This is a genomic window from Vibrio sp. 10N.261.45.E2, from assembly GCF_002875705.1.
GTDB lineage: Bacteria > Pseudomonadota > Gammaproteobacteria > Enterobacterales > Vibrionaceae > Vibrio.
Window position 1 is genome coordinate 44,177 of record NZ_MCZZ01000133.1, and the last position, 25,940, is coordinate 70,116.

At 44.4% G+C, this 25,940-nt stretch carries 26 protein-coding genes; 10 read left to right on the plus strand and 16 right to left on the minus strand.

Features of this window, described 5'->3' with window-relative positions; genetic code table 11:
• Positions 1 to 4: 4 nt before the first annotated feature.
• The 10 genes from BCT34_RS15795 to rpsB form a co-directional block, all read right to left on the minus strand.
• On the minus strand, positions 5 to 505 hold the full coding sequence (locus tag BCT34_RS15795) for an OmpH family outer membrane protein (protein ID WP_017056311.1): 501 nt from the start codon (positions 503 to 505) through the stop codon (positions 5 to 7).
• 27 nt (positions 506 to 532) lie between these two features.
• Positions 533 to 2,938, minus strand: coding sequence for an outer membrane protein assembly factor BamA (bamA, locus tag BCT34_RS15800; protein ID WP_076656877.1), 2,406 nt, complete (start codon positions 2,936 to 2,938; stop codon positions 533 to 535).
• Positions 2,939 to 2,986: 48 nt separating this feature from the next.
• Positions 2,987 to 4,345: a sigma E protease regulator RseP gene (gene rseP / locus BCT34_RS15805; RefSeq protein WP_076656876.1), complete on the minus strand. Its 1,359-nt coding sequence runs from the start codon at positions 4,343 to 4,345 to the stop codon at positions 2,987 to 2,989.
• On the minus strand, positions 4,342 to 5,550 hold the full coding sequence (gene ispC, locus BCT34_RS15810) for a 1-deoxy-D-xylulose-5-phosphate reductoisomerase (RefSeq protein WP_076656875.1): 1,209 nt from the start codon (positions 5,548 to 5,550) through the stop codon (positions 4,342 to 4,344). The genes rseP and ispC overlap by 4 nt, the downstream gene beginning before the upstream one ends.
• A 51-nt stretch (positions 5,551 to 5,601) precedes the next feature.
• Positions 5,602 to 6,444, minus strand: coding sequence for a phosphatidate cytidylyltransferase (locus BCT34_RS15815; protein WP_076656874.1), 843 nt, complete (start codon positions 6,442 to 6,444; stop codon positions 5,602 to 5,604).
• A gap of 15 nt (positions 6,445 to 6,459) precedes the next feature.
• A complete protein-coding gene (locus tag BCT34_RS15820; protein ID WP_076656873.1) occupies positions 6,460 to 7,212 on the minus strand; it encodes an isoprenyl transferase in 753 nt (250 codons plus the stop codon).
• A 98-nt stretch (positions 7,213 to 7,310) separates the two neighbouring features.
• The gene (gene frr / locus BCT34_RS15830; protein WP_026084234.1) at positions 7,311 to 7,868 is read right to left on the minus strand and encodes a ribosome recycling factor; all 558 of its coding nucleotides are present in this window, start codon (positions 7,866 to 7,868) and stop codon (positions 7,311 to 7,313) included.
• A gap of 98 nt (positions 7,869 to 7,966) precedes the next feature.
• Entirely contained in the window at positions 7,967 to 8,698 is a 732-nt protein-coding gene (gene pyrH / locus BCT34_RS15835; RefSeq protein ID WP_017630771.1) for a UMP kinase, read from the minus strand.
• A gap of 161 nt (positions 8,699 to 8,859) precedes the next feature.
• Positions 8,860 to 9,705 (minus strand): translation elongation factor Ts, encoded by an 846-nt coding sequence (gene tsf / locus BCT34_RS15840; protein ID WP_017630772.1) that lies wholly within the window; start codon positions 9,703 to 9,705, stop codon positions 8,860 to 8,862.
• 138 nt (positions 9,706 to 9,843) lie between these two features.
• Positions 9,844 to 10,575 (minus strand): 30S ribosomal protein S2, encoded by a 732-nt coding sequence (gene rpsB / locus BCT34_RS15845; RefSeq protein ID WP_032547152.1) that lies wholly within the window; start codon positions 10,573 to 10,575, stop codon positions 9,844 to 9,846.
• A gap of 457 nt (positions 10,576 to 11,032) precedes the next feature.
• Here rpsB and map point away from each other — a divergent pair, with 457 nt between their 5' ends.
• The 3 genes from map (at position 11,033) to BCT34_RS15860 (ending at position 15,238) form a co-directional block, all read left to right on the plus strand.
• Complete coding sequence (gene map, locus BCT34_RS15850) at positions 11,033 to 11,911, plus strand: type I methionyl aminopeptidase (protein ID WP_076656872.1); 879 nt, start codon at positions 11,033 to 11,035, stop codon at positions 11,909 to 11,911.
• A 140-nt stretch (positions 11,912 to 12,051) separates the two neighbouring features.
• Positions 12,052 to 14,673: a bifunctional uridylyltransferase/uridylyl-removing protein GlnD gene (gene glnD, locus BCT34_RS15855; RefSeq protein ID WP_076656871.1), complete on the plus strand. Its 2,622-nt coding sequence runs from the start codon at positions 12,052 to 12,054 to the stop codon at positions 14,671 to 14,673.
• Positions 14,674 to 14,854: 181 nt separating this feature from the next.
• Complete coding sequence (locus tag BCT34_RS15860) at positions 14,855 to 15,238, plus strand: DUF3461 family protein (protein WP_004734354.1); 384 nt, start codon at positions 14,855 to 14,857, stop codon at positions 15,236 to 15,238.
• A 111-nt stretch (positions 15,239 to 15,349) separates the two neighbouring features.
• Here BCT34_RS15860 and truC read toward each other — a convergent pair whose 3' ends face one another.
• Both truC and BCT34_RS15870 read right to left on the minus strand, forming a co-directional pair.
• Positions 15,350 to 16,099 carry a tRNA pseudouridine(65) synthase TruC gene (gene truC / locus BCT34_RS15865; protein WP_076656870.1) on the minus strand — a complete coding sequence of 250 codons (750 nt, stop codon included), beginning with the start codon at positions 16,097 to 16,099 and terminating at the stop codon, positions 15,350 to 15,352.
• Entirely contained in the window at positions 16,099 to 16,413 is a 315-nt protein-coding gene (locus tag BCT34_RS15870) for a YqcC family protein (RefSeq protein WP_076656869.1), read from the minus strand. The genes truC and BCT34_RS15870 overlap by 1 nt, the downstream gene beginning before the upstream one ends.
• An 87-nt stretch (positions 16,414 to 16,500) precedes the next feature.
• Here BCT34_RS15870 and BCT34_RS15875 point away from each other — a divergent pair, with 87 nt between their 5' ends.
• Both BCT34_RS15875 and BCT34_RS15880 read left to right on the plus strand, forming a co-directional pair.
• Entirely contained in the window at positions 16,501 to 17,541 is a 1,041-nt protein-coding gene (locus tag BCT34_RS15875) for a DUF3549 family protein (protein ID WP_076656868.1), read from the plus strand.
• 86 nt (positions 17,542 to 17,627) lie between these two features.
• Entirely contained in the window at positions 17,628 to 17,936 is a 309-nt protein-coding gene (locus tag BCT34_RS15880) for a DUF3301 domain-containing protein (protein WP_076656867.1), read from the plus strand.
• On the opposite strand, the gene BCT34_RS15885 is transcribed toward BCT34_RS15880, so the two are convergent.
• A complete protein-coding gene (locus BCT34_RS15885; RefSeq protein WP_076656866.1) occupies positions 17,902 to 18,420 on the minus strand; it encodes a GNAT family N-acetyltransferase in 519 nt (172 codons plus the stop codon). The genes BCT34_RS15880 and BCT34_RS15885 overlap by 35 nt on opposite strands.
• A 765-nt stretch (positions 18,421 to 19,185) precedes the next feature.
• On the opposite strand from BCT34_RS15885, the gene BCT34_RS15890 reads away from it, so the two are divergent.
• The 3 genes from BCT34_RS15890 (at position 19,186) to BCT34_RS15900 (ending at position 20,799) form a co-directional block, all read left to right on the plus strand.
• Complete coding sequence (locus BCT34_RS15890) at positions 19,186 to 19,470, plus strand: hypothetical protein (protein WP_017093239.1); 285 nt, start codon at positions 19,186 to 19,188, stop codon at positions 19,468 to 19,470.
• A gap of 41 nt (positions 19,471 to 19,511) precedes the next feature.
• Positions 19,512 to 19,955 (plus strand): YaiI/YqxD family protein, encoded by a 444-nt coding sequence (locus BCT34_RS15895; protein ID WP_076656865.1) that lies wholly within the window; start codon positions 19,512 to 19,514, stop codon positions 19,953 to 19,955.
• 118 nt (positions 19,956 to 20,073) lie between these two features.
• Positions 20,074 to 20,799 carry a MipA/OmpV family protein gene (locus BCT34_RS15900; protein WP_076656864.1) on the plus strand — a complete coding sequence of 242 codons (726 nt, stop codon included), beginning with the start codon at positions 20,074 to 20,076 and terminating at the stop codon, positions 20,797 to 20,799.
• 75 nt (positions 20,800 to 20,874) lie between these two features.
• Here BCT34_RS15900 and BCT34_RS15905 read toward each other — a convergent pair whose 3' ends face one another.
• The 3 genes from BCT34_RS15905 to BCT34_RS15915 all read right to left on the minus strand — a co-directional run bounded on the left by BCT34_RS15905 (position 20,875) and on the right by BCT34_RS15915 (position 23,236).
• A complete protein-coding gene (locus tag BCT34_RS15905; protein WP_048661211.1) occupies positions 20,875 to 22,461 on the minus strand; it encodes an AbgT family transporter in 1,587 nt (528 codons plus the stop codon).
• A 387-nt stretch (positions 22,462 to 22,848) separates the two neighbouring features.
• Complete coding sequence (ykgO, locus tag BCT34_RS15910; protein ID WP_004734365.1) at positions 22,849 to 22,974, minus strand: type B 50S ribosomal protein L36; 126 nt, start codon at positions 22,972 to 22,974, stop codon at positions 22,849 to 22,851.
• A 1-nt stretch (position 22,975) separates the two neighbouring features.
• Positions 22,976 to 23,236 (minus strand): type B 50S ribosomal protein L31, encoded by a 261-nt coding sequence (locus tag BCT34_RS15915; RefSeq protein WP_009847432.1) that lies wholly within the window; start codon positions 23,234 to 23,236, stop codon positions 22,976 to 22,978.
• 125 nt (positions 23,237 to 23,361) lie between these two features.
• On the opposite strand from BCT34_RS15915, the gene tsaA reads away from it, so the two are divergent.
• Together tsaA and BCT34_RS15925 are read left to right on the plus strand one after the other, a co-directional pair.
• The gene (tsaA, locus tag BCT34_RS15920; RefSeq protein ID WP_076656863.1) at positions 23,362 to 24,057 is read left to right on the plus strand and encodes a tRNA (N6-threonylcarbamoyladenosine(37)-N6)-methyltransferase TrmO; all 696 of its coding nucleotides are present in this window, start codon (positions 23,362 to 23,364) and stop codon (positions 24,055 to 24,057) included.
• A gap of 101 nt (positions 24,058 to 24,158) precedes the next feature.
• Complete coding sequence (locus BCT34_RS15925) at positions 24,159 to 25,874, plus strand: proline--tRNA ligase (RefSeq protein ID WP_017063353.1); 1,716 nt, start codon at positions 24,159 to 24,161, stop codon at positions 25,872 to 25,874.
• Positions 25,875 to 25,940 lie beyond the last annotated feature (66 nt).

Here is a 25,940-nt window from a genome sequence, read left to right on the forward strand (position 1 = left end):
AAACTTATTTCAGTGCTTTAATTACTTTCTCAGAGATGTTGTATTCTGGCTTGCCGTATTGCAGGGCTTGAATATCAACGATCATGTCGTAGCCTTCTTTCTCTGCAACTTTCGTTACAGCATCTTGAATCACTTTGAATAGCTTCTGCTTCTCTTGTGCTTCACGACGTTGGCTTGCTTTTTCTAGTGCTTGAGCTTTGATTTTGTACTTGCTGTCTAGTTGGCCTACTTCGATACGTAGCTTCTCAACTTCGTCAGGACCTAGTAGCTCGCCATCACGCTTAAGCTTTTCAATCTTCGTTTTTGCTTCAGCTTGAATGCTTTGTAGCTCAGCTGCTTTGTCTTTGAACTCTTCCTGCATTTTTTGAAGAACAACTTCACGCTGAGGTAGAGCCTGGAATACTTGTGCAGTATTTACATAACCCACTTTTTGCGCAGCTTCTGCAGCTGTTGCAAAGAAAGAAGAGCTAAGAACTACAAGGCCTAAACCTGCTGCTTTAATCATATTTTTCAAAATATTGTCCTTTAAATATTAGAAAGTTCTACCAATGGTGAATGTGAAGAATTCCTCATCATCACCTTCGTAAATTTTAATTGGTTTCGCTAGAGAGAAAACCAGTGGGCCCATCGGTGACATCCATTGAAGGGCTGCACCATAAGATGAACGGTAATTTGTTGGATCAGAATAATCGTAGTAGTACTGGCCGCCACTGTTAGGTGCGCCACGGTCTACGAATTCTGTATCCCATACACTAGCCATGTCAAAGAAGACACTGGTTCGGATCTGACTACGCGCTTCATCAGAAGCAAACGGAGTCGGTACGATTAACTCTAAACTTGCCAAAGCAACCGCGTTACCACCTACAGAATCATCGGTAGCGGTATCGTAGGTTGGGTTGTTACCCGTGCTGCTTCCGTAAACCGCTTTCGGACCAGCCGAGTTAGAGCCAAAACCACGTAGGGTTGTAAAACCACCCGCGTAGTAGTTTTCATAGAATGGGAACAAGTTATCGTTACCATCCGTTTGACCATAGCCATTACCATAGCCTAATCGGCCACGCATCAATAGTGTGAACTCATGCTTTTTGGTCAGCGGGATGTAATGTTTTACATCGTACTGCATCTTGAAGTACTGAGCATCAGAGCCCGGAACTGTCATTTTAGCGAAAGCACGTTGGTGGTTACCCTCGGTTGGGAAGAAACCACGGTTCAGGTTGTTACGTGTCCAAGAAATATTGATATCGAAGTCATCGGTCAAGATGTGCTCGTCACCATATTGGTCGATACTTCTCGCAAACTGTTCAACTTGGATATACGTCGGTACGTTACCGATCTTGTTGTGCGTATAACCAACACCAAACTCAATACGGTTGAGCTCATCCATAGGGAAACCCCATGTTAGGCTAGTACCATAACTTTGGTTGGTATAGTCGACGATACCCGCTTCAGATGCTTCAAACTCGTTGTAGAATATCTTACCACCCAAGCTCACACCATCTAGGTTCCAGTATGGGTCACGGTAGTCTAAGCTCACGTTCTTTTGGTAATCGTTCATCATGGCACTTACGCCAACACGATTACCAGAGCCCGCAAAGTTATCTTGTTGAAGACCAACTTGGAAGCTGACACCAGACTCAGTACCGTAGCCAACACCAAAGTTGATGCTGCCTGAGTTTGCCTCTTTAACATTGTAAACCAAATCGACTTGGTCTTCGCTGCCTGGAACTCGAACTGTTTGTACATCAACTGTTTCGAAGAAACCTAAACGGTTTAGACGGCTCTTACCAGTATCAATTGACTTAGAGTTAAGCCAGCTACCTTCCATCTGACGCATTTCACGACGCAACACTTCATCTTTCGTTGAGTTGTTACCCGTGAATCGAATGTCACGAACGTAGATACGGCTACCCGCTTCTACATTGATAACAAGTGATACTTCTTTGGTCTCGTCATTGAATTCTGGAATCGTGCGAACTTGCGGGTAAGCGTAGCCTGACTCACCAAGGATGCGTTTTACGCCCTCTTCAAGAGAGGTCACAGAAGATCCGTTGTACGTATCTCCATCTTCAAATGGGACTAGAGCATCAAAATCAGCCTCGCGGCCAATAAGCTCACCGCGGAACGATACATCTTTAACTGTGTAAGCTTCGCCTTCATCAAGACCAAGCGTGATGTAAACGCCTTTCTTATCTGGAGAGATCGCTACTTGTGTTGAGTCAACCTTAAATTTTAGGTAACCGCGGTCAAGGTAGTACGATTTCAGCGCTTCAATATCACCAGCCAGTACTTGCTTCTGATATTTCTCATCAGCTAGGAAGTTCCACCAAGCAACATCTACATTGAGATTGAAACGGCTAAGCAGTTCTGCATCAGTGAAGACTTCGTTTCCGATAAAGTTAATTTGCTGGATCTTAGCGGAAACGCCCTCAGTAAAGACAAACTTAAGGTCAGAACGGTTACGTGGCAAAGGCGTCACAACCGCTTTTACTGTCGCATTGTATTTACCAACACTGTAATAAAAATCTTCAAGACCTTTCTCAATGTTACTCAGCGTTGTACGGTCAAGAGCTTCACCTTCACGAACACCAGACGCATCTAGGTTCTGCTGAAGCTGCTCTTCTTTGATCGCTTTGTTGCCTGAGAATGAGATGCTTGCGATGGTCGGTCGTTCTTTCACTTGAACAACTAAAACACCTTCATCGCGAAGGACTTTTACGTCTTCAAAGTTACCCGAAGCATACAATGCACGAATGATCTCAGATACATCGCTCTCATCCACTTCATCGCCAATACGCACTGGCATTTTCAGTAGAGCTGCACCAAGTGCAACACGCTGTAAACCTTCAATCTTGATATCTTGAACTACAAAGTTTTGTGCTCCGTTCGCTGCCACACTAGTGGCTAGTAGACTTGCGAACAGAATTTGCTTAATCGCCATACTTATTCTAATTATTCCTTGCTACTACCAATGCCTGTGAGAAACCATTCACAGACGAGTAAAATCATTAAATATTGCCAGAGCCATCAAAGAGAAGAGGATTGCACCTCCCACCCTGTATCCCATCTCCTGAACTTTCTCAGGGACTGGTTTACGAGTAACGGCCTCAATAGCGAAAAAGAGCAAATGTCCGCCATCAAGCATAGGCAGCGGAACCAAATTAATAATACCTAAGTTAACACTAATCAGAGCTAAAAAGCCTAAGAAGTAAACCAAACCGTAATCGGCGGTTGTACCTGCGCCTTTAGCAATTGAAATCGGGCCGCTTAAGTTGTTTAAGCCTACATCACCAACGATGAGCTTCTTCAGCATAGTGAGTGTCAGACCAATGATTTGACCTGTTTTATCAAATGCTTTTCCTACAGACTCAATTACACCAAATTGTAACTCAAAGCGATAATCTTCTGGCCATTCTGCGACTTCTGGAGCAATACCCGCATAACCGATTGTTGAACCATCAGAAAGTTCGCGGCTTTTCGGCGTCATAACCAATGACTGTTCAGCACCATTTCGCAATACGACAAGATCCAAGGATGTCATCGGATTTGATCGGATTAAATCAACAACCGACTGCCACTGTTCAATAGGTTGCCCGTTAATCTCAACAATTTTATCGCCAGCTTCAAGACCTGCGTCATATGCAGCGCCATCATCAATGATTTGAGCCAATACGGTCGATATCTCTGGAGAATACGGTCTAAAGCCCAGCGTTGTCATTGCAGATTCAGTTTCTGGGTTGAATGACCAGTCTGAAATATCCAATGTCATCTGTTGCTCAAAGCCGATATCGTCTTGAGAAGCAACCGTCACAGTCATCGATTGGTCGCCAATATGTGATATCAAACCCATATTGACTGATTCCCAATCTGCGGTTTTGATTCCTGAAATAGATTTAAGTTCCATTCCAGTTTCAATTCCGGCTTGTGCAGCAATAGATTGTGGAGTGACTTCACCAATGACAGGCTTAACCGCTGGCACACCAATCAAAAACACCAGCCAATACGCAAAAACAGCAAAGATAAAGTTAAACGCAGGGCCTGCACCAACTATCGCCGTTCTTTTCCATAATGGCTTCTTATCAAAAGCGTATTGTTGTTCGTCTTCAGAAAGGTCATCAACTCGACCATCAAGCATCTTAACGTAGCCGCCCAATGGAATGACTGACAAGCTGTATTCCGTACCATCACGGCCAACTTTGCTCCAGATTGATTTACCAAAACCAATCGAGAATTTCTCAACTTTTACACCACAGCGACGAGCAACCCAGAAGTGTCCAAACTCATGAACAGCGACCAGAATGCCAAGCGCTACAATAAAGGATGCGAAGTTCCACAGAATTCCACTCATGCTAGCTGCTCTTTAATAAATTGATTGGCTATTTGACGAGACATATTATCTAGCTCGAGAAGGCTTTCCAAGCTATCTAAGCCCTCAGAGTTATGTTGTTCACATACTTTGCTCATAACATGTTCGTTAATAACAGCAATATCGGTAAACTTCACTCTATTGTTCAAGAAAGCATCGACTGCAATTTCGTTTGCCGCGTTAATTGCGGTTGTAGCGTGCTGACCTAAGTAACACGCTTCAATCGCCAGCCTTAAACATGGGTAACGGCTCAAGTCTGGTTCTAGGAAAGTAAGCTCACCCACTTTGGTGAAATCCAGAGGCTTAACACCCGCTTCAGTGCGCTCAGGGTAAGACATCGTCAAAGCGATGGGCGTCGCCATATCAGGTTCGCCCATTTGAGCAAGCACAGATCCATCCTTATATTGGACCATAGAATGAATCACAGACTGAGGATGAATAATCACTTTCAACTGCTCTTGAGAAGCATTAAACAACCATTTCGCTTCAATGTACTCAAGACCTTTATTCATCATAGTCGCAGAGTCGACCGAGATCTTAGGCCCCATAGACCAGTTAGGGTGCGCAATCGCGCGTTCAGGGGTCACTGATTCGAGTTCAGCTACATTGGTATAGCGGAAAGGACCACCAGAACCTGTTAATAGAATATGGTTAATACCGTTCGCTTCTAAATCACAACGACCCAAATTGGTTTGTACGTTTTGAGGCAAGCACTGAAAGATCGCATTGTGCTCACTATCAACAGGAAGGAGCTCAGCACCGTACTTTTCCACGGCATCGATAAACAGTTGCCCTGACATTACCAAAGCTTCTTTGTTAGCAAGCAAGATACGCTTACCAGCCTTAACCGCAGACATCGTAGGAAGCAAACCTGCGGCACCCACAATTGCGGCCATTACTGTGTCCACTTCATCTAGAGAAGCGACCTGACACATGCCTTCAGTACCTGAAAGTACTATTACATTAGGGTAATTAGCGGACAATACTTCAGTCAGCAGAGACGCAGCATCTGGGCAAGCCATAGCAACATAGCTAGGTTGCCACTTTTCAACTAACGCCAGCATCTTTTCAACATTCGAGCCGGCAGCCAGTGCCACGACTGAATAGAGGTCTGGGTTTTGCTCAACGACTTTTAGTGTACTTGCACCAATTGAGCCTGTAGCGCCAAGAATAGTTAGATTTCGCATCACATATGACCGTAGAAATGTAATAAAGGGCAGAAACACTGCCCTCTTTTATTAGAATGCTAAATAAAGCAGAGCAAAGACAGGGAATGCAGCCGTTAAGCTATCTATTCTATCTAGTATACCACCATGACCGGGAATCAGATTACTGCTGTCTTTCACCCCAGAAACACGTTTAAACATGCTTTCAACAAGGTCACCAAGCACAGAGATAACGACGGTCACAAGAGTAATAACAATCATGTGAAGAGGACTTGTAAATTGGATATCAAACAAGTCAGCAAAAATCCAAGCCACGATCACTGCTGTAATGATGCCACCAATAAGACCTTCAATCGTCTTGTTAGGGCTTACCGCTGGCGCCATTTTACGCTTACCAAAACTCTTTCCTGAAAAATAAGCACCGCTGTCCGCCGCCCAAACGAGCAAGCAAACGAACATCACCAATTTAGCACCGTGGTAAGGATCAATATCAATACCGTTAGCACGCAGGATAACCACACTCCAGAAGAATGGAAGTAGAGTCAGCACACCGAAGGCGTGGCGAAGAAGGGAAGAGTCTTTCCATGCAGGCATAGACTTAGGATAAGTCACGGCCATGCCACTCGCGATTACCCACCAAATAGAGCCAATCGTTAGAATGGCATAGTGAGCAGTAGACAAGTTATTAAGGCTGAATGCATCAAAAGGGATAAAAGCAAAACTTGCAGCACTGACCACAACCGTAGGAATCAACGCTAAATAACGCGATTTGCTTTCAACAAATTGAGTCCACTCCCAGTACCCCAATAGCGAAATAACCGCCAATGAAAGAATAAACGTGGGAAGTGATAACTCGAAAATTCCTAGAATAACTAGGGGAGCCAAAATCAACGCCGTAATAATTCGTTGTTTCAAACCAAAAAATCCTTATTAACTGTCCATCAGAGCTTTAATTTGTTCACCGGTGCATCCAAAACGACGCTCACGGTTAACAAACCAAGTCACAGCTTCTACTAAGCTGTCTTCATTAAAGTCTGGCCAGAATTGTTCAGTGAAATACATTTCGGCGTAAGCCAACTGCCAAAGCATAAAATTACTAATGCGGCATTCACCACTGGTGCGGATAAGCAGATCAACTTCAGGAATATCTGCCATAGTCAGGTGCTGTGTAATCATAGCTTCATCAATGTCTTCTACATTAATATCGCCAGACTTTACCTGTTGAGCAATCGAGGTCATTGCTTGCTGGATATCCCACTTACCGCCGTAATTTGCTGCAATATTAATAACCATACCGGTATTGGTGCTAGTCAAAGCTTCCGCTTCTTCTATCTTCTTTTGTAGTCGAGCATTGAAACGACTTTTATCACCAATAACACGAAGTTGCAGATTATTTTTATGAAGCTTTTTTACTTCACTCGATAGCACTGAAATAAACAGTTCCATCAAGATACCGACTTCTTCTTCAGGACGACGCCAGTTCTCGCTACTAAACGCAAAAAGAGTAACGGCTTTAATGCCAAGTCTGGCTGCAGAAGAGATGGTTTTTCGAACGGCTTGAACACCGTTTTTATGACCAAAGACGCGAGGTTTGCCCTGAGCTTTTGCCCAGCGACCATTACCATCCATAATGATAGCAATGTGTTTAGGAAGAGAGTCTGTGAACGCTTGAGAATTATGCATAAAAGAGTGAATCAAATTCTAATAGTCGAACAGAGTAGCATAAAAAAACGCTGCACCGTGAGTACAGCGTTTTTCCGGAAAGAAAAGAATATGGAAAATTAAACTTCCATCAACTCTTTTTCTTTAGTTGCTAGAACTTCATCTACGTTCTTAACCGCAGCGTCAGTTAGCTTTTGAATTTCGTCTTGTGCTTTACGATCTTCGTCTTCAGAGATTTCTTTATCTTTAAGAAGCGCTTTTAGATCGCCATTCGCGTCACGACGGATGTTACGGATAGCAACACGGCCACCTTCAGCTTCGCCACGAACGATTTTAACTAGGTCTTTACGACGCTCTTCCGTTAGCGGTGGAAGTGGAACACGGATAACCGTCCCCGCAGACATAGGGTTTAGACCTAGGTCAGATGTTAGGATTGCTTTTTCAACTAGAGGAGTCAGTGTTTTATCAAACACTGTGATAGCTAGTGTACGCGCATCTTCAGCGATAACGTTCGCTACTTGAGTCAAAGGTGTTGGAGCACCGTAGTACTCAACAGTAAGACCAGAAAGTAGGCTCGGGTGCGCACGACCTGTACGAATCTTTTGCAGGCTGTTTTTTAGTGCATCAACACTTTTTACCATGCGCTCTTGAGCGTCTTTTTTAATTTCGTTAATCACAATTTCACCTTGATTATGTTCTTTCTTCAAGAAAGCTTTTTATTTGGAGTGATAAGGATAAGCTTACCAAAGTATAACACCTCAGTAAGCCCGAAAAATTAGTCAGCGTCGCTGATTAATGTACCTTCAGTTTCACCCATAACCACGCGACGTAGTGCGCCTGGTTTATTCATGTTAAATACACGGATTGGCATTTTGTGATCACGTGCTAGCGTAAATGCAGCCAAGTCCATTACTTTCAGTTCTTTATCAAGAACTGTGTTGTAAGACAACGTATCATACAGCTCTGCGTCTGGGTTTGCTACAGGGTCAGAAGTAAATACACCATCTACTTTTGTCGCTTTTAGAACTACGTCAGCTTCGATTTCGATACCACGTAGACATGCAGCAGAATCCGTAGTGAAGAATGGGTTACCAGTACCAGCAGAGAAGATCACAACACGACCTTGACGTAGTTGGCTGATTGCATCTGCCCAGTTGTAGTCGTCACACACACCTTTAAGAGGGATTGCTGACATTACACGTGCGTTTACGTAAGCACGGTGTAGAGCATCACGCATTGCAAGGCCGTTCATTACCGTTGCAAGCATACCCATGTGGTCACCAACAACGCGGTTCATACCTGCTTCTGCAAGGCCTGCACCACGGAACAGGTTACCGCCACCGATAACAACGCCCACTTGAACACCTAGTTCAACCAATTCTTTTACTTCTTGAGCCATACGATCAAGGATCGTCGGGTCAATACCAAAACCTTCTTCGCCTTGTAGTGCTTCACCGCTAAGTTTTAACAGAATACGTTGATACGCTGGTTTAGGGTTCGTAGTCATGGAGTTTACCTTCCAAAGAGTTGATGATTAACAGTCATGGATAAAAACTGAACATGTCAGTTCGCATTCATAACAGCTAACGTTGCAAGCAAAAATAATTCACTATTCATAAAAAGACCGCAGCATTTGCCACGGTCTCTTTTCAAACAATACGCTAAGGATTAACCTTTTTGTACCGCTGCAACTTCGTCAGCAAAGCTCATTTCAGCTGCTTTCTCGATGCCTTCACCAACTTCTAGACGTACGAAGTTAGATACTGAAGCGCCTTTCTCTTTAAGGATAGCACCAACAGTTTGCTTAGGCTCCATGATGAAAGCTTGACCAGTTAGAGAGATTTCGCCCGTGAATTTCTTCATACGGCCAACAACCATTTTCTCTGCGATTTCAGCTGGTTTGCCTTCGTTCATAGCGATTTCAACTTGAACTGCTTTCTCTTTAGCAACTACGTCTGCAGGTACGTCTTCTGGGTTTAGGAACTCAGGACGTGATGCAGCAACGTGCATTGCAACGTGCTTAAGAGTTTCAGCTTCGCCTTCACCAGCAACAACAACACCGATTTTCTCACCGTGACGGTAAGAAGCTAGTGCAACACCAGAAACGTATTGTACGCGACGGATGTTGATGTTTTCGCCGATTTTTGCAACTAGAGCAACACGAGTCTCTTCGAACTGTGCTTGTAGCTCTTCAACAGTAGCTTGAGAAGCTACTGCAGCAGCTGCAACTTCTTCTGCGAATGCAGTGAAGTTAGCATCTTTTGCTACGAAGTCAGTTTGGCAGTTAACTTCAAGAAGAGCAGCTACGCCGTTCTCTTCTTTGATGATGATTGCGCCTTCAGCAGCAACGTTACCAGCTTTCTTAGCTGCTTTCGCTGCGCCAGACTTACGCATGTTTTCAATTGCTAGTTCGATGTCAGCGTTTGCTTCTACAAGCGCTTTCTTACATTCCATCATGCCAGCGCCAGTGCGCTCGCGAAGTTCTTTAACTAGAGCTGCAGTTACAGTTGCCATTCTCTATTCCTCAGTAAATTCTAAAAAAGATAAAAAACAGGGGCCTAATTAATTGGCCCCTGATATTGACTGTATTCAGTCCGTTAAGCCACCGATTATGACCGCTTAATATGAACTAAATATGGCTCAGAGCCGCTATTATTCAGCTTCTACAAAACCGTCTTTTTCAGCAGCTACAGCAGCAACATCTTTGTTGCGACCTTCTTTAACCGCGTCTGCAGCAGCATTTAGGTAAAGCTGTACTGCACGGATTGCATCGTCGTTACCTGGGATAACGAAGTCAACACCGTCTGGGTTAGAGTTAGTATCAACTACAGCGTAAACTGGGATACCTAGGTTGTTTGCTTCTTTAACTGCGATGTGTTCGTGATCAGCATCGATTACGAATAGAGCGTCTGGAAGGCCGCCCATGTTCTTGATACCACCAAGAGATTTCTCTAGCTTCTCCATTTCACGAGTACGCATTAGAGCTTCTTTCTTAGTAAGCTTGTCGAAAGTACCGTCTTGAGCTTGCGCTTCAAGTTCTTTCAGACGCTTGATAGACTGACGAACAGTTTTGTAGTTCGTTAGCATACCGCCTAACCAGCGGTTGTTAACGTAGAACTGGTTGCTGTTGATAGCAGCTTCTTTAACAGCTTCAGATGCAGCGCGCTTAGTACCAACAAAAAGAACTTTACCTTTCTTCTCGCCAACTTTAGCGATTTCAGCTAGAGCTTCGTTGAACATTGGTACAGTTTTTTCTAGGTTGATGATATGTACTTTGTTACGAGCACCAAAGATGAATGGCTTCATTTTTGGGTTCCAGTAACGAGTTTGGTGACCGAAGTGAACACCAGCTTTAAGCATATCGCGCATTGATACAGTTGCCATTTTAAAATCCTCTATGGGGTTAGGCCTCCACATCCCCCATGAATCCGACCCCTAACAACTAACCACTTTTCAGCCGTTATCTGTGTTGTTGAGGCACCCCGGAACATGTGTCGGAATGTGTGTGATTTAAAGAAATAAGTTAGTGGACACAAAGCTTGTTTCGCCTATTGGAGAAAACAGTCCTGATGTCCGGCGCGCTTTATACCATATTTTGTCTATCTATGGCTAGAAAAAATTCTAAACATGGCGACTGCTATACTGATCCTTAACGGCGAATTTTACCTATAAATAGTGTCGCTATTCATTCACTTCTGCGTCAATAAATCGGACACAATTGACTCGGGTTGATCAGTATCCACCAGCTTTGTATGGACATGGGAATGTTGCGCTAAAATGCTGTACTGATAGAATAGCCCCAATATGCACACTTAGGTGCTACCAAATTAAGAGATATGCAATGGCTGTAAAAATTAAAACTGCTGAAGAAATCGAGAAAATGCGCGTCGCTGGCAAGCTAGCTTCTGAAATTCTAGAGATGATCGAACCTCATATTCAAGTGGGTACAACGACAGAAGAGCTAAACCAAATCTGCCACGAGTACGCTTTAGAAAGAGGCGCATACTCAGCACCACTTGATTACCACGGTTTTCCTAAGTCAATCTGTACGTCTATCAACCACATTGTTTGTCACGGTATTCCAGCATTACAAGATGAAACTGGCAGCACAGGTCAATTCAAGCCTGCAGTGCTAAAAGATGGCGACATCCTGAACGTTGATATAACGGTAATCATCCCTGATGACGAAAACGCAGATCTAAGCACTCGTCCACAAGGTTACCACGGTGACACATCTAAGATGTTCCTTGTGGGTGAAGTTTCACCAGCAAACAAGCGTCTATGCATGGTTGCTCAAGAAGCGCTTTACGAAGGCATGCGCCAAGTTAAGCCAGGTGTTCAACTTGGTCAAATCGGTACTGCTATCGAGAAGTACATCAAGACCAACAACAAGAACAACCCACGCGCTAAGTTCTCTATTGTAAAAGATTACTGTGGTCACGGCATTGGTTCTGAGTTCCACGAAGACCCACAAGTGGTTCACTACAAAAACAACGACCGTACAGTGCTTAAAGCGGGTATGTGTTTCACTATCGAGCCAATGATCAACGCAGGTAAGTTTGGCTGTCGTCTTGATGACCAAGATAGCTGGACTGTATATACAGCAGATAGTAAGAACTCAGCTCAGTGGGAGCACACTCTAGTTGTAACAGATACGGGTTGTGAAGTACTCACACTACGCAGCGATGATACGATCCCACGTATCATGAAGAACGCTTAGTTCACCGAACTGAACACATCAGCCTTTTAAAAGTATCCTCGCATTGTCGAGGATATTTTTTATCCGCTCAATTTCGATTTTCCATCAGCTTCTGTTAAATTGTTTACTATTCTCATTTGCTTGCACGGATAGCAGACCATATGCCTTATCAATGCCCTCTTACGTTCAATGACGAACAAATTGAAATCTGCGAATTAAAAAATCAACTCGAGATCTTCACGCAGTATCAAAAAAATGAATTTCTGAATCACCATCCAGTCACCGATTTGGTTTTACTGCGCTCCGAATATATGGATTTACTTCTCAATCGTTTGTGGGAGCATTTCGGATTCAACAAACTGCCTCATATTGCCCTTGTCGCAGTGGGCGGCTATGGCCGTGGTGAACTTCATCCTTTGTCTGACATTGATATCCTTATCGTCTCGCAAAAAACATTGCCACCAGCCTTGGGGGAGAAAGTAAGCCAATTCATCACCCTACTCTGGGATCTAAGATTAGAAGTCGGCCACGCGGTGCGTACCATTGCCGAATGTCTTGAGATCGGTATTGATGATTTGACCGTTGCGACCAACCTGCAAGAGTCTCGATTACTGTGTGGTAGTGAAGACACCTTTCAAGAACTGAAGCTGAAGATTCATTCGGATTCATTTTGGCCTAGTGAAACCTTCTACAAGGCTAAAATTCAAGAGCAGAGAGAGCGCCACGCTCGCTACCACGATACCACTTACAATCTAGAGCCGGACATCAAATCAACTCCAGGCGGGCTCAGAGACATCCATACCCTGAGTTGGGTTGCGCGTCGCCACTTTGGTGCGACCTCTTTGTTAGAAATGAGTAAGTATGGTTTTCTTACCGATGCGGAATACCGTGAGCTAGTGGAGTGTCAAGATTTCCTATGGCGCGTCCGTTTTGCTCTGCACATTGAACTGCGCCGTTACGACAACCGCCTCACTTTCGCTCACCAAGCTCAAGTTGCAGAACACCTAGGTTATACCGGCGAAGGAAATCGTGGCGTCGAGATGATGATGAAAGAGTTCTACCGAACCCTTCGTCGCGTGGCAGAACTCAATAAGATGCTGCTTAAGCTGTTCGATCAAGCGATCATCAATGGCGGTCAGACCCAAGAAGCAGAGATTCTCGACAATGACTTCCAGCGCCGAGGTTCGTTGATAGAAGCGCGCAAGCCTGCCCTATTCCAGGCGAGGCCGGAAACCATTCTCGATATGTTTATCCATATTGCCAATGACTCATCCATCGAAGGCGTTAGCCCTCCAACATTACGACAACTACGTACAGCACGTCGCAGGCTCAACCGCTTCCTGCATACTATTCCTGAAGCGCGTGAGAAATTTATGACCTTGGTTCGCCACCCCAATGCATTGCACAAAGCGTTTAGCTTGATGCACAAATTGGGCGTGCTCTCGGCGTATCTACCGCAGTGGAGCCAGATCGTCGGCCAGATGCAATTCGACCTGTTCCATGTTTATACCGTGGATGAGCACAGTATTCGCCTACTCAAGCACATCAACCGCTTTGGTCAAATCGAAAACCACGACAAGCACCCTATCTGTTGTGAAGTGTACCCACGGGTACAGAAGAAAGAGTTGCTAATCCTTGCAGCCATCTTCCACGACATCGGTAAAGGCCGTGGCGGAGATCACTCAGAAATTGGAGCGGTTGAGGCTTATTCTTTCTGTATCGAACATGGGTTATCAAAACCTGAAGCAAAACAAGTCGCCTGGTTGGTACAAAATCATTTGTTGATGTCAGTAACGGCTCAACGTCGTGATATCTACGACCCAGATGTGATCACCGAATTCGCAAAAAAAGTTCGTGATGAGGAATCACTCGAACTACTGGTCTGCTTAACCGTAGCCGACATCTGTGCGACGAACCCTGAGTTATGGAACAGCTGGAAACGCACCCTACTCGCAGAACTATTCCACTCTACACAGCGAGCACTGCGCCGCGGCTTGGAAAACCCTGTCGATGTTAGAGACCGTATTCGTCACAATCAACAAATGGCATCGGCACTATTGCGTAAAGAAGGCTTCACCGCTCGTGAAATTGAAGTGCTGTGGCAGCGCTTCAAAGCCGATTACTTCTTACGTCATACACACAAGCAAATTGCTTGGCATTGTGAGCACTTACTTCGCTTGGAAGACCCAAGTCAACCTTTAGTGTTAATCAGCAAAAAGGCGACACGTGGCGGCACTGAAGTATTCGTTTACTGCAGAGACCAAGCCGCATTGTTTGCGACCGTCGTTGCCGAGCTTGACAGACGCAACTTTAATGTTCATGACGCTCAGGTTATGGCGAGCAAAGATGGTCATGTTCTGGATACCTTTATCGTGCTGGATCAGCATGGCAAGGCGATTGACGAAGCAAGACATAAAGCGGTCGCAAAACATCTGACCCATGTTCTAGCCGATGGTCGCCCAACGAAGATTAAGACACGTCGCACGCCACGTAACTTGCAGCACTTTAAGGTAAAAACCTTAGTTGAGTTTCTACCAACTAAGAGCAAGAAACGCACCCTGATGGAATTAAGAGCCCTTGATACGCCGGGGTTATTAGCTCAAGTCGGTGCAACCTTTGCGGAACTAGACATCAACTTACACGGAGCCAAAATCACCACCATCGGCGAACGTGCAGAGGATTTGTTTATTCTGACCAGTGACACCGGCGGGCGACTTTCTGAAGAACAAGAACAGGCACTAAGAGAGCGATTAACCGAGCACGTTTCGGAACTCGCACCTTAGAAAGCGAATTCAGTCTATCAGCAGGTTTAAAAACTAAATAAGAGTGGGTAAAGATAGAGAGCGATCTTGCCCACAACTTACAATCAATTCACAGATATCAACTATCTAGCTCGTCGTTAGGCTGCTACATTGATCAAGTCAATTACATAAAAGTATTACATTCATAACCTAGAGGTCGCTTATGTATCCAAACCTCACTGGCTTAGGTATCCACGAACCTAAACAGATTGAACGTTACTCCCTTCGCCAAGAAGCTCACAAAGATATTCTGAAAATTTACTTTCGTAAGCAGAAAGGTGAACTGTTCGCGAAAAGCGTTAAGTTTAAGTACCCACGACAAGTAAAAAGTGTGCTTGTTAGCGGTGGCAATAATCAATACAAAGAAGTGACCGAGATTAACCGCAACCTCACTCTTGTGATTGATGAACTCAACAAGATCACCAAACCGACGCCAACGGCTGAGGTGGATGTGAAGCAGAAGATCCTTACCGACTTACGCCACCTAGAGAAAGTGGTATCAAGTAAGATCGCTGAGATCGAAGCTGATCTAGAAAAGCTAAAATGATCTCGAGAATAAACAACTAGCGAGCACGATTAGTTGTTGCGCTCAGATCACACAGACATTAAAAAGGGCTGATATCACTATCAGCCCTTTGTTTTACTCTACTTTCTATGCTTACTTAGACGAACATGCTTTAGCATCGATTAAGTTAGTATCCCACTCAAAGGTTTCAAACAACCTTAGCCAAGTTTCATCGAGGTTGGCTTTCATCACCAACTCTTCTTTAGTAAAAGGATGAATGAAGCGTAACTCAGAAGCATGCAACAACAAACGGTGCGAATCTAAATCATCACGGAACAATCGGTTATGTTTACCATCACCATGTGAAGTATCGCCCACAATTGGGTGTCTTAGATGAGCCATGTGACGACGCAATTGATGCTTGCGGCCGGTCTTTGGCATCATCTCAACCAAGCAATAACGGCTAGTTGGAAAACGTCCTATTGAGTATGGCACTTCCACTTTTGCTAGCGGTTCATAAACCGTCACAGCCTCTTGCGCTTCTTTGTCTTCTTTCGCGAACTTATCTGCGATCTTATCTAACTCAACCTTTAGCGCGTAATCAAGCGTATCGCCCTCTTCTATCCAGCCACGAACAATCGCATGATAGGTTTTTTGCATCTCATGATTAGCAAACATTGGCATTACCTCAGAGGCAACCTCACTCGATAACGCAAACACCAGCACGCCAGATGTCGGTCTGTCTAAACGATGTAGTGGGAATACGTGTTGACCAATTTGATCGCGCAATGTCTGCATAACAAATTGCGTTTCGTGTTTATCCAACCATGAACGGTGCACTAGCATGCCAGCGGGCTTATTCACCGCGACAAAAAACTCATCTTGATAAATGATCTCTAACATTACGCGCATACCTCATCAATATTCTGAATCGTCACTAGCAGTTCGGCCTTGTCTGCCTCATTTTTCCATACTTCACCAAAGTAAGGATGAATCGCAAAGCCCTTTGGTAAGCTCATTTGTGCATCCATCATTGCGTTGATCTTAACGATGAAGATCCACTGTAACCATTCTTCAGGTTGCAGAGAATCAATCGCGAAAGGCTCAACACTGGCCAGAGCTTCGTCCGAAGGTGGAACATCACTCCACAGCGAACATTGGCGCATTTGTTGTTCTAATTGTTGAAGTAAAGGAGGTAACTTTGTGGCAGCTGTCATTTTTCACCAAGTTATTTATCTAGTGACCTTGAAATTGGGGCATAGAGTACCATCTATTTAGGAAAGAAAGTTAGGAGCTTTATTACTATGGAAACGATTCACACGCTCACTCAGTTACTAAAGAATAGCGGTTGCCAATACGATATCTACGACCTAGGTCGTCGTATTCAGAAAATCGACAACACCTTATTCTCTGATGTTGAGCAAGGGAAACAGCCGTACCCATTTCCACTTCAGAAACAAGCTCACTTAGCCATTAGTTACTGGAACGAACACAAGCAACCTTGGATTTGGTTCCTAAAGTTCAAGCTGGACGAAAGAGGCCTATTGCATCAAGGGGATGTCGGCAACTTCCTTAAGTTTGTTATCGAAGCGATGGGCACACGTCTAAACGGCGAGATCAGCGAAGAGCAGCAACAAAAGCTGTCTAACAACCCATACACGTTTAAGCCTTCAGAAGACAAGATGGCCGTGTTCCATAGCCAAGTAAGAGCAGGTATAGAGCTGGCGACGAGCCAATACTACGAACACGCTCAACACTACTTCACGGGTGATCTAGGTTGGGACAACTGGAAAACAGTTGGTCTTCAAGGCATCACAGATATGTGTGCTCGCCTAGGCAGCCAGCAAAACGGTGTCGCGATTCGCAAAGCATTGAATAAACTGCCGTCAGAACCTCTATACGCAACACTAGGAGCGCTTGAGCACACGCAAATCAATGACAAGCTCGCTCAACGCTTACAAGAGATGGCTGAAAGCGAGATTAATAGCCAAGAACCGGATCTGTTTTTACTGTCTGCGTTGGTTCGTGCCCTTTCTGGTGCAGAGCAAAACACAACGAATGCCGTAATTAACCAAGTTCTGGCGAGCCCACGCTTAAGTCACCAAGAGGTATTAATTGGTTTGGCTGGTCGTAGCTGGCACGCATTGCAAGATCCAGCGATTGCTGAGCAATTCTTGCTGCGTCTCGCACAAACAGGTAACCAAAACTTATTCAATCAGTTATTTGCAGATTTAGTGATGATTCCGACACTGAGAATGGTATTTTTACCGTTATTGAACTCAAACCCATCACCAGAACTCGCCAATGCACTTGTTGAACTGCAACAAGCGGCTAAAGCTAAATAAGCTCACAAAGAGATTCACCCTATAGCTCATTAAAAAGCGCAACAATCGCAATTGGAATGAAGAGATAAAAAGGAAGTATGGATTAAATGATAGATAACTTATTGGCTATTTTGTTTCTGTGCTTCTTTTGCTTTCTATTTTGGCAACAGCGCAGGCAATCAGAGCTTGCGAAGGCTGCCATTGCGAGAAAGTGTAAAGAGCTGGACTTACAATTGTTGAGTGTCGCTTTCAGTGGTCATAAGCTTAAGATGCGCCATGAGTTAACCACGATTTGGCGCTGGCATACTGTGTACCAATTTGAGTTTTCGGCGTTAGGCGATGACCGGTACCAAGGCAAACTGACCATGGTAGGCTTCCGCTCTATGCGGTTTGAGCTACAGCCTCATAGAATGTAACGTCGCAATACTGGGTATAACGATATTCATGATAAGGGCCAAACTGATCTTGTTTGGTCTCTTTAAACGCAAAGCCTAATTTTTCTAATAACTTAATGGATGGGTTGTGGCCTACATTCACAGTCGCGACAACATTCGATAGGCGCTCTTCAAAGCACGCCAAGCTAAAGAAAGGTTTTAGCACCTCGCTAGCAAAGCCTTGATTCCAGTATTCTTTATCCAAAATAAAGCCAAGTTCATGCTTACCCTTTTCAGATGAAACAAAGACATGCCCAAGATATTCACGGGTTTGGTTGTGAATGATCGCACGGCAGAAGCCGACGTTGTCTTGTAGTATTTCTTGAAAAAGATGCTTTGCAGAGGCAACAGAGTGAGGCCCATTCATTTCAGCACGATTAATGGGGCAGCAGTGTAACTTGATAAAGTCGAGTTCTAGCTGTTCAGTATAAGGTACCAACAGCGTTCTTGAGGTTGCTATCGTCATAAAACACTCCTTGTGTTGACCATTAGCAGAAAAGCAGATGTCGCGCTCTTAGATGAAAAGCTCTCGATTAAAAAAGCCCCTAGATAGAGAAAGCTTCAAGAAAAGAAAAGCCCCGACACCGAAGTGTCAGGGCTAGGGTCTTACTCGCAGCAGTCCGGCTACTAATTAATGCTCCATGCATCATCCATAATAGTGGCTGTAATCCTTCAGCTCTTTCCTTTACTTCGCCGTCCTAGCGGTGTCCAATCATCCTGAAAGCTAACAATCCTAGTTAGCGCACATCACTTGTTCCGTGAGCGGTGTCCTTTACATCGTCCTGATGCTAATCCAACCCTTTAATCCTAAAGGTGTCCATTGTCATTCCGTTGCAGCTAACTTCCTGTTAACTGACTGTATCCCTACAATGTCCTTACGCTCCATGCTTGATCACTCAATCCTAAGTAACCAAATCTTCATCCTGAAGATAACCAAATCCTTGGTGCTTTCCTGTTCCGTGTCAGAATCCTTCCGACAAGGTTTAATTTACGCGATTTAAGATTTTGGACAATAGATTTGCATCACATTTTGAATTCAACTGAGTTGTTAATTATATAAAACAATTAAAATTCAACATCTTAACTGTATGCATATCAATCTCTCTAGACAACTATTCGTGTTATCTCACAGCCTTTGTAAGAGATCTCTCACAAGCTATGGGATGTTTTATGATTCGCTATCATCCACTGGAGCGAGTAAAATGAGCAAAGACTAAAAATGGAGGTCAACATGCTGACAAAAGATGTTTCTGAAGAGTTGAAATCGGTGCTTGAAGGACTGCAAGCGCAAGGTAAAGAGCCGACCGTTGCGTTAGTGAAAGCTCGCATGAGTACATCGGTTCCAATGCCTGCTTTAATCACAACCATCAAGAGCTGGAAAAGTGCGAATCGCGTCCCTAAAGTTGAAGTCGCGACGCAAGAAGAGCCAGCACTAGACCGTGTTAGCCAACTGGAAAAGCAAATCCTAGAACTTACCGCTCGTGTTGCCACACTTGAAGCCAAATTGACTGAGTAATAAGTTAACCGATAAATAAGCTAACAGAGAAATAGAACACTATGAAGATATGGGTTGATGCGGACGCTTGTCCCAAGGTTATCCGAGAAACCATCGTACGCGCAGCTGAGCGAACAGGTGTTGAATGTACCTTTATCGCAAACCACGTTGTTCCTGTACCAAAACGAGTGAACATCCACTCGATTCAAGTACCAAGCGGCTTCGATATTGCCGACAACGAAATAGTAAAACGAACAGAGCAAGGCGACCTTGTCATTACTTCAGACATCCCTCTGGCTGACGAAGTGATCACCAAAGGCGCGCTAGCTCTAAGCTCTCGCGGCGAGCTTTACACCAAAGAAACCATTAAAGCGCGTCTCAACATTCGTGATTTTATGGAAACCATGCGTTCAAGTGGTATCCAAACTGGCGGACCAAGCACCCTTTCTCAAACCGACCGTCGTGAGTTCGCAAACCACCTCGATCGCTTGTTAGCAAAACGCTAACCTAGACGTTTCTTATTAAGAGATAGTTCAAAGCCATCTCCTAGTCGCAATAGCCCAGATGAAATTTTAATCGACATACTCCGTTCTTGATATTTATTACAATAACGGAGTATTGATTATGGTTCGTCGCATCACCTTAGCACTGTCCATTATTTTAGGAAGTACCCAACTTTCCTTCGCCAATCAAGAATACGGCATCGTTGGCGGTAGTCTCACCTACGGTGAAAGTGTTTTTTCTACCAAGAGTGGTCCTCAACTTGGTGCGACACCCAACCTCTTCTATTCTGATCCTAAAGGCTTTATTGATGGCAGCTTAGCAAACTGGCAACTGCTGCCTTTTGTCGGGCTATCTGGAAACTGGCGATTCGCTGAGGTATCAGACACCTTCGTTGACCTACCCAATGGCATTCAAAACAGAGATGGCAATGGCGAACTAGGGATAACGCTGGGTACAGTAGGCGCTAGGCTGACCTACTTACACGACGTGACCTCAGAGCATAACGGTTACGAAGTTCAGATCCACTTAGGCAGAACGTTAGAAACATGGGCAAAGCCATTAACTGTTACCCCCTACCTCGAAGTCGATTATCGTGACAGAAAATTATCTAATCACCTCTACAGCATTTCTAACCGCGAGTCTTCTGCGTCAGGGCTAAATCAGTTTGATGCAGGGTCTACCTTTGTTTATCAAGCTGGGCTCATTGGTCTCTATGAATATACACCACGTTGGATTGGTATTAGCAAAATGGAATTGACTCATCACGACTCGAACAGCCCTCTCATCCAAAGGGATGTAGGGTGGTCGCTGGAGATTGGGTTAACCTACCGTTTTGCGGGCTTGTAACCGCTATCTTCCAATAAAGAAAAAGCCCGCACAATGTGCAGGCTTTCGGTGTAATCATAAAACAATGATTAGATTCTATGGCGTGTAGTACGTTGCAGCACCTGGGCCTACTGGTAGACCAAACACGAATACCCAAACGTAGAACATTAAGCTCCAACCCACCAAGAATACGATTGAGTATGGAAGCATAGTTGCAATCAGAGTACCGATACCTAGGTTCTTCATGTAACGCGTCGCTACCGCAAGGATAAGACCGAAGTAGCTCATCATTGGCGTAATAATGTTCGTTGTTGAATCACCGATACGGTAAGCCGCTTGAATCGTTTCTGGTGCGTAGCCTACTAGCATTAGCATTGGAACGAAGATTGGTGCTGTTACTGCCCACTGAGCAGAAGCTGAACCTATCATTAAGTTAATGAAGCCACACATTAGGATGAATGCGAAGAACAACATTGGACCCGTTAGGCCGATATCTTGTAGGAAAGTAGCACCTGCAACTGCGAATACTTGACCGAAGTTAGTCCACTTGAAGAAAGCAACAAACTGAGCAGCAAAGAACACAAGTACGATGTACATGCCCATTGAAGACATAGACTTAGACATTGCATCGATAACATCTCGGTCTGTTTTCATTGTGCCGGTAACTTTACCGTAAACGAAACCAGGAACTGCGAAGAATACGAAGATGAACGCTACGATACTTTTCAGGAATGGAGAACCTGAAACCGTACCTGCGGCTGAACGTAGAACACCGTCAGCTGGAACAATAGTCCAAGCAAGAAGCGCTGAAACCGCTAGCACTGCGATACCCGCAAGCTTAAGGCCTTTCTTCTCAACGTCTGTTAGTTTGCCCATCGAATCATTTGATAAATCTTCAGATGCTTCTTCATCGTTGTATTTACCCAGTTTTGGCTCAACAATCTTCTCAGTTACAAATGCACCTGTAATCGCAATGAAGAAAGTCGAAACAAACATGAAGTACCAGTTTGATTCAGGACCGACGCTGTAAGTCGGATCGATCATTTGTGCTGCTGTTTCTGTAATACCAGAAAGCAGCGGGTCAACCGTACCGATTAGAAGGTTTGCAGAGTAACCACCAGATACACCAGCAAATGCTGCCGCTAGACCCGCTAATGGGTGACGACCCAAAGAGTGGAAAAGCATTGCTGCAAGAGGGATAAGTACTACATAACCTAGCTCTGAAGCCGTGTTAGAGATAATACCGGCAAAAACTACGGTTACCGTAACCATACGCTTAGATGCGCCCATTACCATGCCACGCATCGCCGCTGATAATAGACCTGAGTGTTCAGCAATCGCTACACCTAGCATTGCAACAAGCACGGTACCTAATGGCGCAAAGCCAACAAAGTTTTTAACTAGATTAGTAACAATGAGCTGTAAGCCTTCAGCATTAAGTAAGCTTACAACGTAGATCATGCCGTCAGCAGCACGACCTGGAGCACCTTCTGGACGAGGGTCCATAACAGACACTTCAAAATATCCTGCGATACCTGAAGTAACTAGAATAGCGACACAGAAGATTGCGAAAAGAGTGATCGGGTGGGGTAATAGGTTCCCCAAATATTCAACACCATCGAGAAAACGGGTAAAAATAGGTTTCTTTGGCGAGTTGTTTTTTATTGAAGCTGATGAACTCATCAGTTCCCTCCTTGTAGTGATTCCTATGCAATTGTGACAAAAATGTTCAAATTGCCAGCGAAGGGTACGCGACAAAATTATCAATTAGAAATTCAAAATGTTACAAAATGTGTAATAAACGACGATTTTTAACTCTATTTGAACAAATAATTAGCAAATAAATCTACATTAAACACAAAATATAGATTTATAATTCACAAATACACATTCACTACAAATATAACTAACGATATAACCCATTGATTCATTTAAAAATAAAACACGACATACGTTAAGTTGATGCGCTATATTTTGCCTGGTTCTTCTCGAGGGAAAAGAAAAACAGACAAATGAATGAAGTTTGACTTTCCCCTCGTTTTTACACTCGCGTCACATCAATTTGACTGACTATTTCTGAACCGCTTTGAATCTCGGGTTAGTTTTGCAGATAACATAGTGACGACCTCTGCGCTTTACTATCTGGCAATCCGGGTGGCGGCTCTTCGCACTTTTCAGTGATTTCACAACTTTCATTCTATTTCGCTCCCTTACCTAATTGACCAAAACGACGAGTGAAGTTGGCAACACGTCCCTCTTTATGTAGCACTCGTTGTTTACCCGTATAGAAAGGATGTGACTTTGACGACACTTCAATTGTGAAGTAAGGATAAGTATTGCCGTCTTCCCATTCGATAGTGCGGTCTGTTTTAAGCGTTGATCCGATTAAGAAGTACTCATCGACACTGGTGTCATGAAAAACCACGGGACGGTAATCAGGATGGATATTCGGTTTCATTGGATTTTCCCTAAACAATTAATTTTGATACGTTATAACATATCAAATGATAATTATTATCAAAAGAAAAACAAGCGATTTTATGATATTTTTCCGTCTTAATCGTAATCAGAGAACACCCAACTATGTACACCATTGAACCTGTTGGCTTTATTGAATCTCCTTATAAAGAGAAGTTCGCTGTGCCAAGGCAGCCTAGGTTGGTACCCACATCCACCTCAAGAGTCAGGTTGACTAACGCAGCAAACTGCCTTGAGTCTGTTCGTGATATTGAACAATTTAGCCATGTTTGGTTACTATTTCTGTTCGACAAGAACCTTGAAGCGGGCTGGAAACCAACCGTGAGGCCACCTCGCCTTGGCGGAAATGAGCGCATTGGTGTATTCGCGTCCCGTGCCACATTCAGACCGAATGGAATTGGCATGTCCGCGGTTGAATTGAAAGGTGTATCTCAAGAGAAAGGGCAGACTTGGTTGGATCTAGGCAGCGTCGACTTAGTCGACGGCACACCGGTCATCGACATCAAACCTTATATCCCCTATTCAGATTCGATTCCCGATGCATTGGGAGGGTTTGCCGCTGACGAACCAGAGGTGCTCGACGTTAACTTTTCGCAGCAAGCGCAAAGTAAACTCGCAAGCCACCCACAAGCTCGCCATATCATTCAGGTGATCAAAGAAGTATTAGGCCAAGATCCTCGTCCTGCCTATAAGAAAGGCAAGCCAGACAATAAAGAATATGCGGTAAATTTGTTCGATCTTAACGTGAAATTCGTTGTTGAAACACTTTTCATCAATGTAACTGACATTGAACGCTTTTGAGATCCCAAATAGGCTGATATTATATACGGCTATATCAGATTTGCTGTGGTCACGAACGACAGCAAATTTTCTTTTATCAATGATGAAACGGATACCATAGAATGCGTACCAGTAACTACCTTCTTTCTACTTTGAAAGAGACTCCAAACGACGCAGAAGTTATCAGCCACCAGCTGATGCTACGTGCAGGTATGATCCGTAAGCTAGCTTCAGGTTTATATACTTGGCTACCTACTGGTCTACGTGTACTGCGTAAAGTCGAAAATATCGTTCGCCAAGAGATCGATAATGCAGGTGCCGTTGAAATCTTGATGCCCGTAGTTCAACCGTTTGAGCTTTGGGAAGAGACTGGCCGTTCTGAAAAGATGGGCCCTGAGCTACTTCGTTTCACAGACCGTCACTCTCGTCCGTTTGTTCTTAGCCCAACAGCTGAAGAAGTGGTAACGAGCCTAGTACGTAACGAGATCAGCTCTTACAAACAGCTACCTCTAAATCTGTACCAAATCCAGACTAAGTTCCGTGATGAACGCCGCCCTCGTTTTGGCGTAATGCGTGCACGTGAATTCTCTATGATGGATGCGTACAGCTTTGATATCGATAAAGAAGGCTTAGAAAAGTCTTACCAAGCGATGCACGATGCTTACTGTAAAGCATTCGACCGCATGGGCCTTGAGTACCGTCCAGTATTGGCAGACTCTGGCGCAATCGGCGGCAGCGGCTCTCAAGAGTTCCACGTTCTGGCTGAAAGCGGCGAAGACCTAATCGCATTCTCAACTGAGTCTGATTACGCAGCAAACATCGAAAAAGCAGAAGCACTTGCTCCTACTGAAGATGCCGCAGCACCAACTCAAGAGATGGAACTGGTTGATACACCAAACGCGAAAACTATCGCAGAATTGGTAGAGCAACACGGTCTAGCAATCGAGAAAACAGTTAAAACTCTATTCGTTAAAGCTTCTGATGAAGTAGACGCTGATATCATCGCGCTAATCATCCGTGGCGACCACGAACTTAACGAAGTGAAAGCAGAGAACCTTCCACAAGTTGCTTCTCCGCTAGAGATGGCTTCTGAAGAAGAAATCCGCGCACTTGTTGGTGCAGGTCCTGGTTCACTTGGCCCTGTAGGCCTAGAGCTACCATTCATCGTTGACCGCTCTGTTGCTGTAATGAGCGACTTCGGCGCTGGCGCAAACGTAGACGGTAAGCACTACTTCGGTATTAACTGGGGTCGTGACGTTGAGCTTGCTCAAGTTGAAGACCTACGTAACGTTGTTGAAGGTGACTTGAGCCCATGTGGTCAAGGCACAATCCAGCTTAAACGCGGTATCGAAGTTGGTCACATCTTCCAGCTAGGCAACACTTATTCTAAAGCGATGAACTGTAACGTGCTTGGTCCTGATGGTAAGAGCGTAATCCTAGAGATGGGTTGTTACGGTATCGGTGTTTCACGTGTTGTTGCATCAGCTATCGAGCAAAACCACGATAAATTCGGTATCACTTGGCCAGACGCACTAGCACCGTTCCAGGTTGCTATCGTACCAATGAACATGCATAAATCTGAGCGCGTTAAAGAAGCAGCTGAGAAGCTATACGCTGAATTAACAGCTATGGGTATCGAAGTACTATTCGATGACCGTAAAGAACGCCCAGGTGTTATGTTCAAAGATATCGAGCTAGTGGGTATCCCTCACACAATCGTTATCGGCGATCGCAGCATGGACGAAGGTAACTTCGAATACAAAAACCGTCGCACTGGTGATAAAGAAGCTATCGCGATGGACACGGTTATCGAGCACCTTAAAGCTCAACTAGCTTAGTAATCCAATTACTCACTAGATAAACATTGAAAGGCTGCCATTAGGTCTGTCTCTTATACACAAATC

What these genes read in the sequence shown, in the direction of transcription:
- BCT34_RS15795 (WP_017056311.1), bottom strand. Translation starts at nt 505, where the DNA reads ATGATTAAAGCAGCAGGTTTAGGCCTTGTAGTTCTTAGCTCTTCTTTC.
- bamA (WP_076656877.1), bottom strand. Translation starts at nt 2,938, where the DNA reads ATGGCGATTAAGCAAATTCTGTTCGCAAGTCTACTAGCCACTAGTGTG.
- rseP (WP_076656876.1), bottom strand. Translation starts at nt 4,345, where the DNA reads ATGAGTGGAATTCTGTGGAACTTCGCATCCTTTATTGTAGCGCTTGGC.
- ispC (WP_076656875.1), bottom strand. Translation starts at nt 5,550, where the DNA reads ATGCGAAATCTAACTATTCTTGGCGCTACAGGCTCAATTGGTGCAAGT.
- BCT34_RS15820 (WP_076656873.1), bottom strand. Translation starts at nt 7,212, where the DNA reads ATGCATAATTCTCAAGCGTTCACAGACTCTCTTCCTAAACACATTGCT.
- pyrH (WP_017630771.1), bottom strand. Translation starts at nt 8,698, where the DNA reads ATGACTACGAACCCTAAACCAGCGTATCAACGTATTCTGTTAAAACTT.
- tsf (WP_017630772.1), bottom strand. Translation starts at nt 9,705, where the DNA reads ATGGCAACTGTAACTGCAGCTCTAGTTAAAGAACTTCGCGAGCGCACT.
- rpsB (WP_032547152.1), bottom strand. Translation starts at nt 10,575, where the DNA reads ATGGCAACTGTATCAATGCGCGATATGCTTAAAGCTGGTGTTCACTTC.
- map (WP_076656872.1), top strand. Translation starts at nt 11,033, where the DNA reads ATGGCTGTAAAAATTAAAACTGCTGAAGAAATCGAGAAAATGCGCGTC.
- glnD (WP_076656871.1), top strand. Translation starts at nt 12,052, where the DNA reads ATGCCTTATCAATGCCCTCTTACGTTCAATGACGAACAAATTGAAATC.
- BCT34_RS15860 (WP_004734354.1), top strand. Translation starts at nt 14,855, where the DNA reads ATGTATCCAAACCTCACTGGCTTAGGTATCCACGAACCTAAACAGATT.
- truC (WP_076656870.1), bottom strand. Translation starts at nt 16,099, where the DNA reads ATGTTAGAGATCATTTATCAAGATGAGTTTTTTGTCGCGGTGAATAAG.
- BCT34_RS15870 (WP_076656869.1), bottom strand. Translation starts at nt 16,413, where the DNA reads ATGACAGCTGCCACAAAGTTACCTCCTTTACTTCAACAATTAGAACAA.
- BCT34_RS15875 (WP_076656868.1), top strand. Translation starts at nt 16,501, where the DNA reads ATGGAAACGATTCACACGCTCACTCAGTTACTAAAGAATAGCGGTTGC.
- BCT34_RS15880 (WP_076656867.1), top strand. Translation starts at nt 17,628, where the DNA reads ATGATAGATAACTTATTGGCTATTTTGTTTCTGTGCTTCTTTTGCTTT.
- BCT34_RS15885 (WP_076656866.1), bottom strand. Translation starts at nt 18,420, where the DNA reads ATGACGATAGCAACCTCAAGAACGCTGTTGGTACCTTATACTGAACAG.
- BCT34_RS15890 (WP_017093239.1), top strand. Translation starts at nt 19,186, where the DNA reads ATGCTGACAAAAGATGTTTCTGAAGAGTTGAAATCGGTGCTTGAAGGA.
- BCT34_RS15895 (WP_076656865.1), top strand. Translation starts at nt 19,512, where the DNA reads ATGAAGATATGGGTTGATGCGGACGCTTGTCCCAAGGTTATCCGAGAA.
- BCT34_RS15900 (WP_076656864.1), top strand. Translation starts at nt 20,074, where the DNA reads ATGGTTCGTCGCATCACCTTAGCACTGTCCATTATTTTAGGAAGTACC.
- BCT34_RS15905 (WP_048661211.1), bottom strand. Translation starts at nt 22,461, where the DNA reads ATGAGTTCATCAGCTTCAATAAAAAACAACTCGCCAAAGAAACCTATT.
- ykgO (WP_004734365.1), bottom strand. Translation starts at nt 22,974, where the DNA reads ATGAAAGTTGTGAAATCACTGAAAAGTGCGAAGAGCCGCCACCCGGAT.
- BCT34_RS15915 (WP_009847432.1), bottom strand. Translation starts at nt 23,236, where the DNA reads ATGAAACCGAATATCCATCCTGATTACCGTCCCGTGGTTTTTCATGAC.
- tsaA (WP_076656863.1), top strand. Translation starts at nt 23,362, where the DNA reads ATGTACACCATTGAACCTGTTGGCTTTATTGAATCTCCTTATAAAGAG.
- BCT34_RS15925 (WP_017063353.1), top strand. Translation starts at nt 24,159, where the DNA reads ATGCGTACCAGTAACTACCTTCTTTCTACTTTGAAAGAGACTCCAAAC.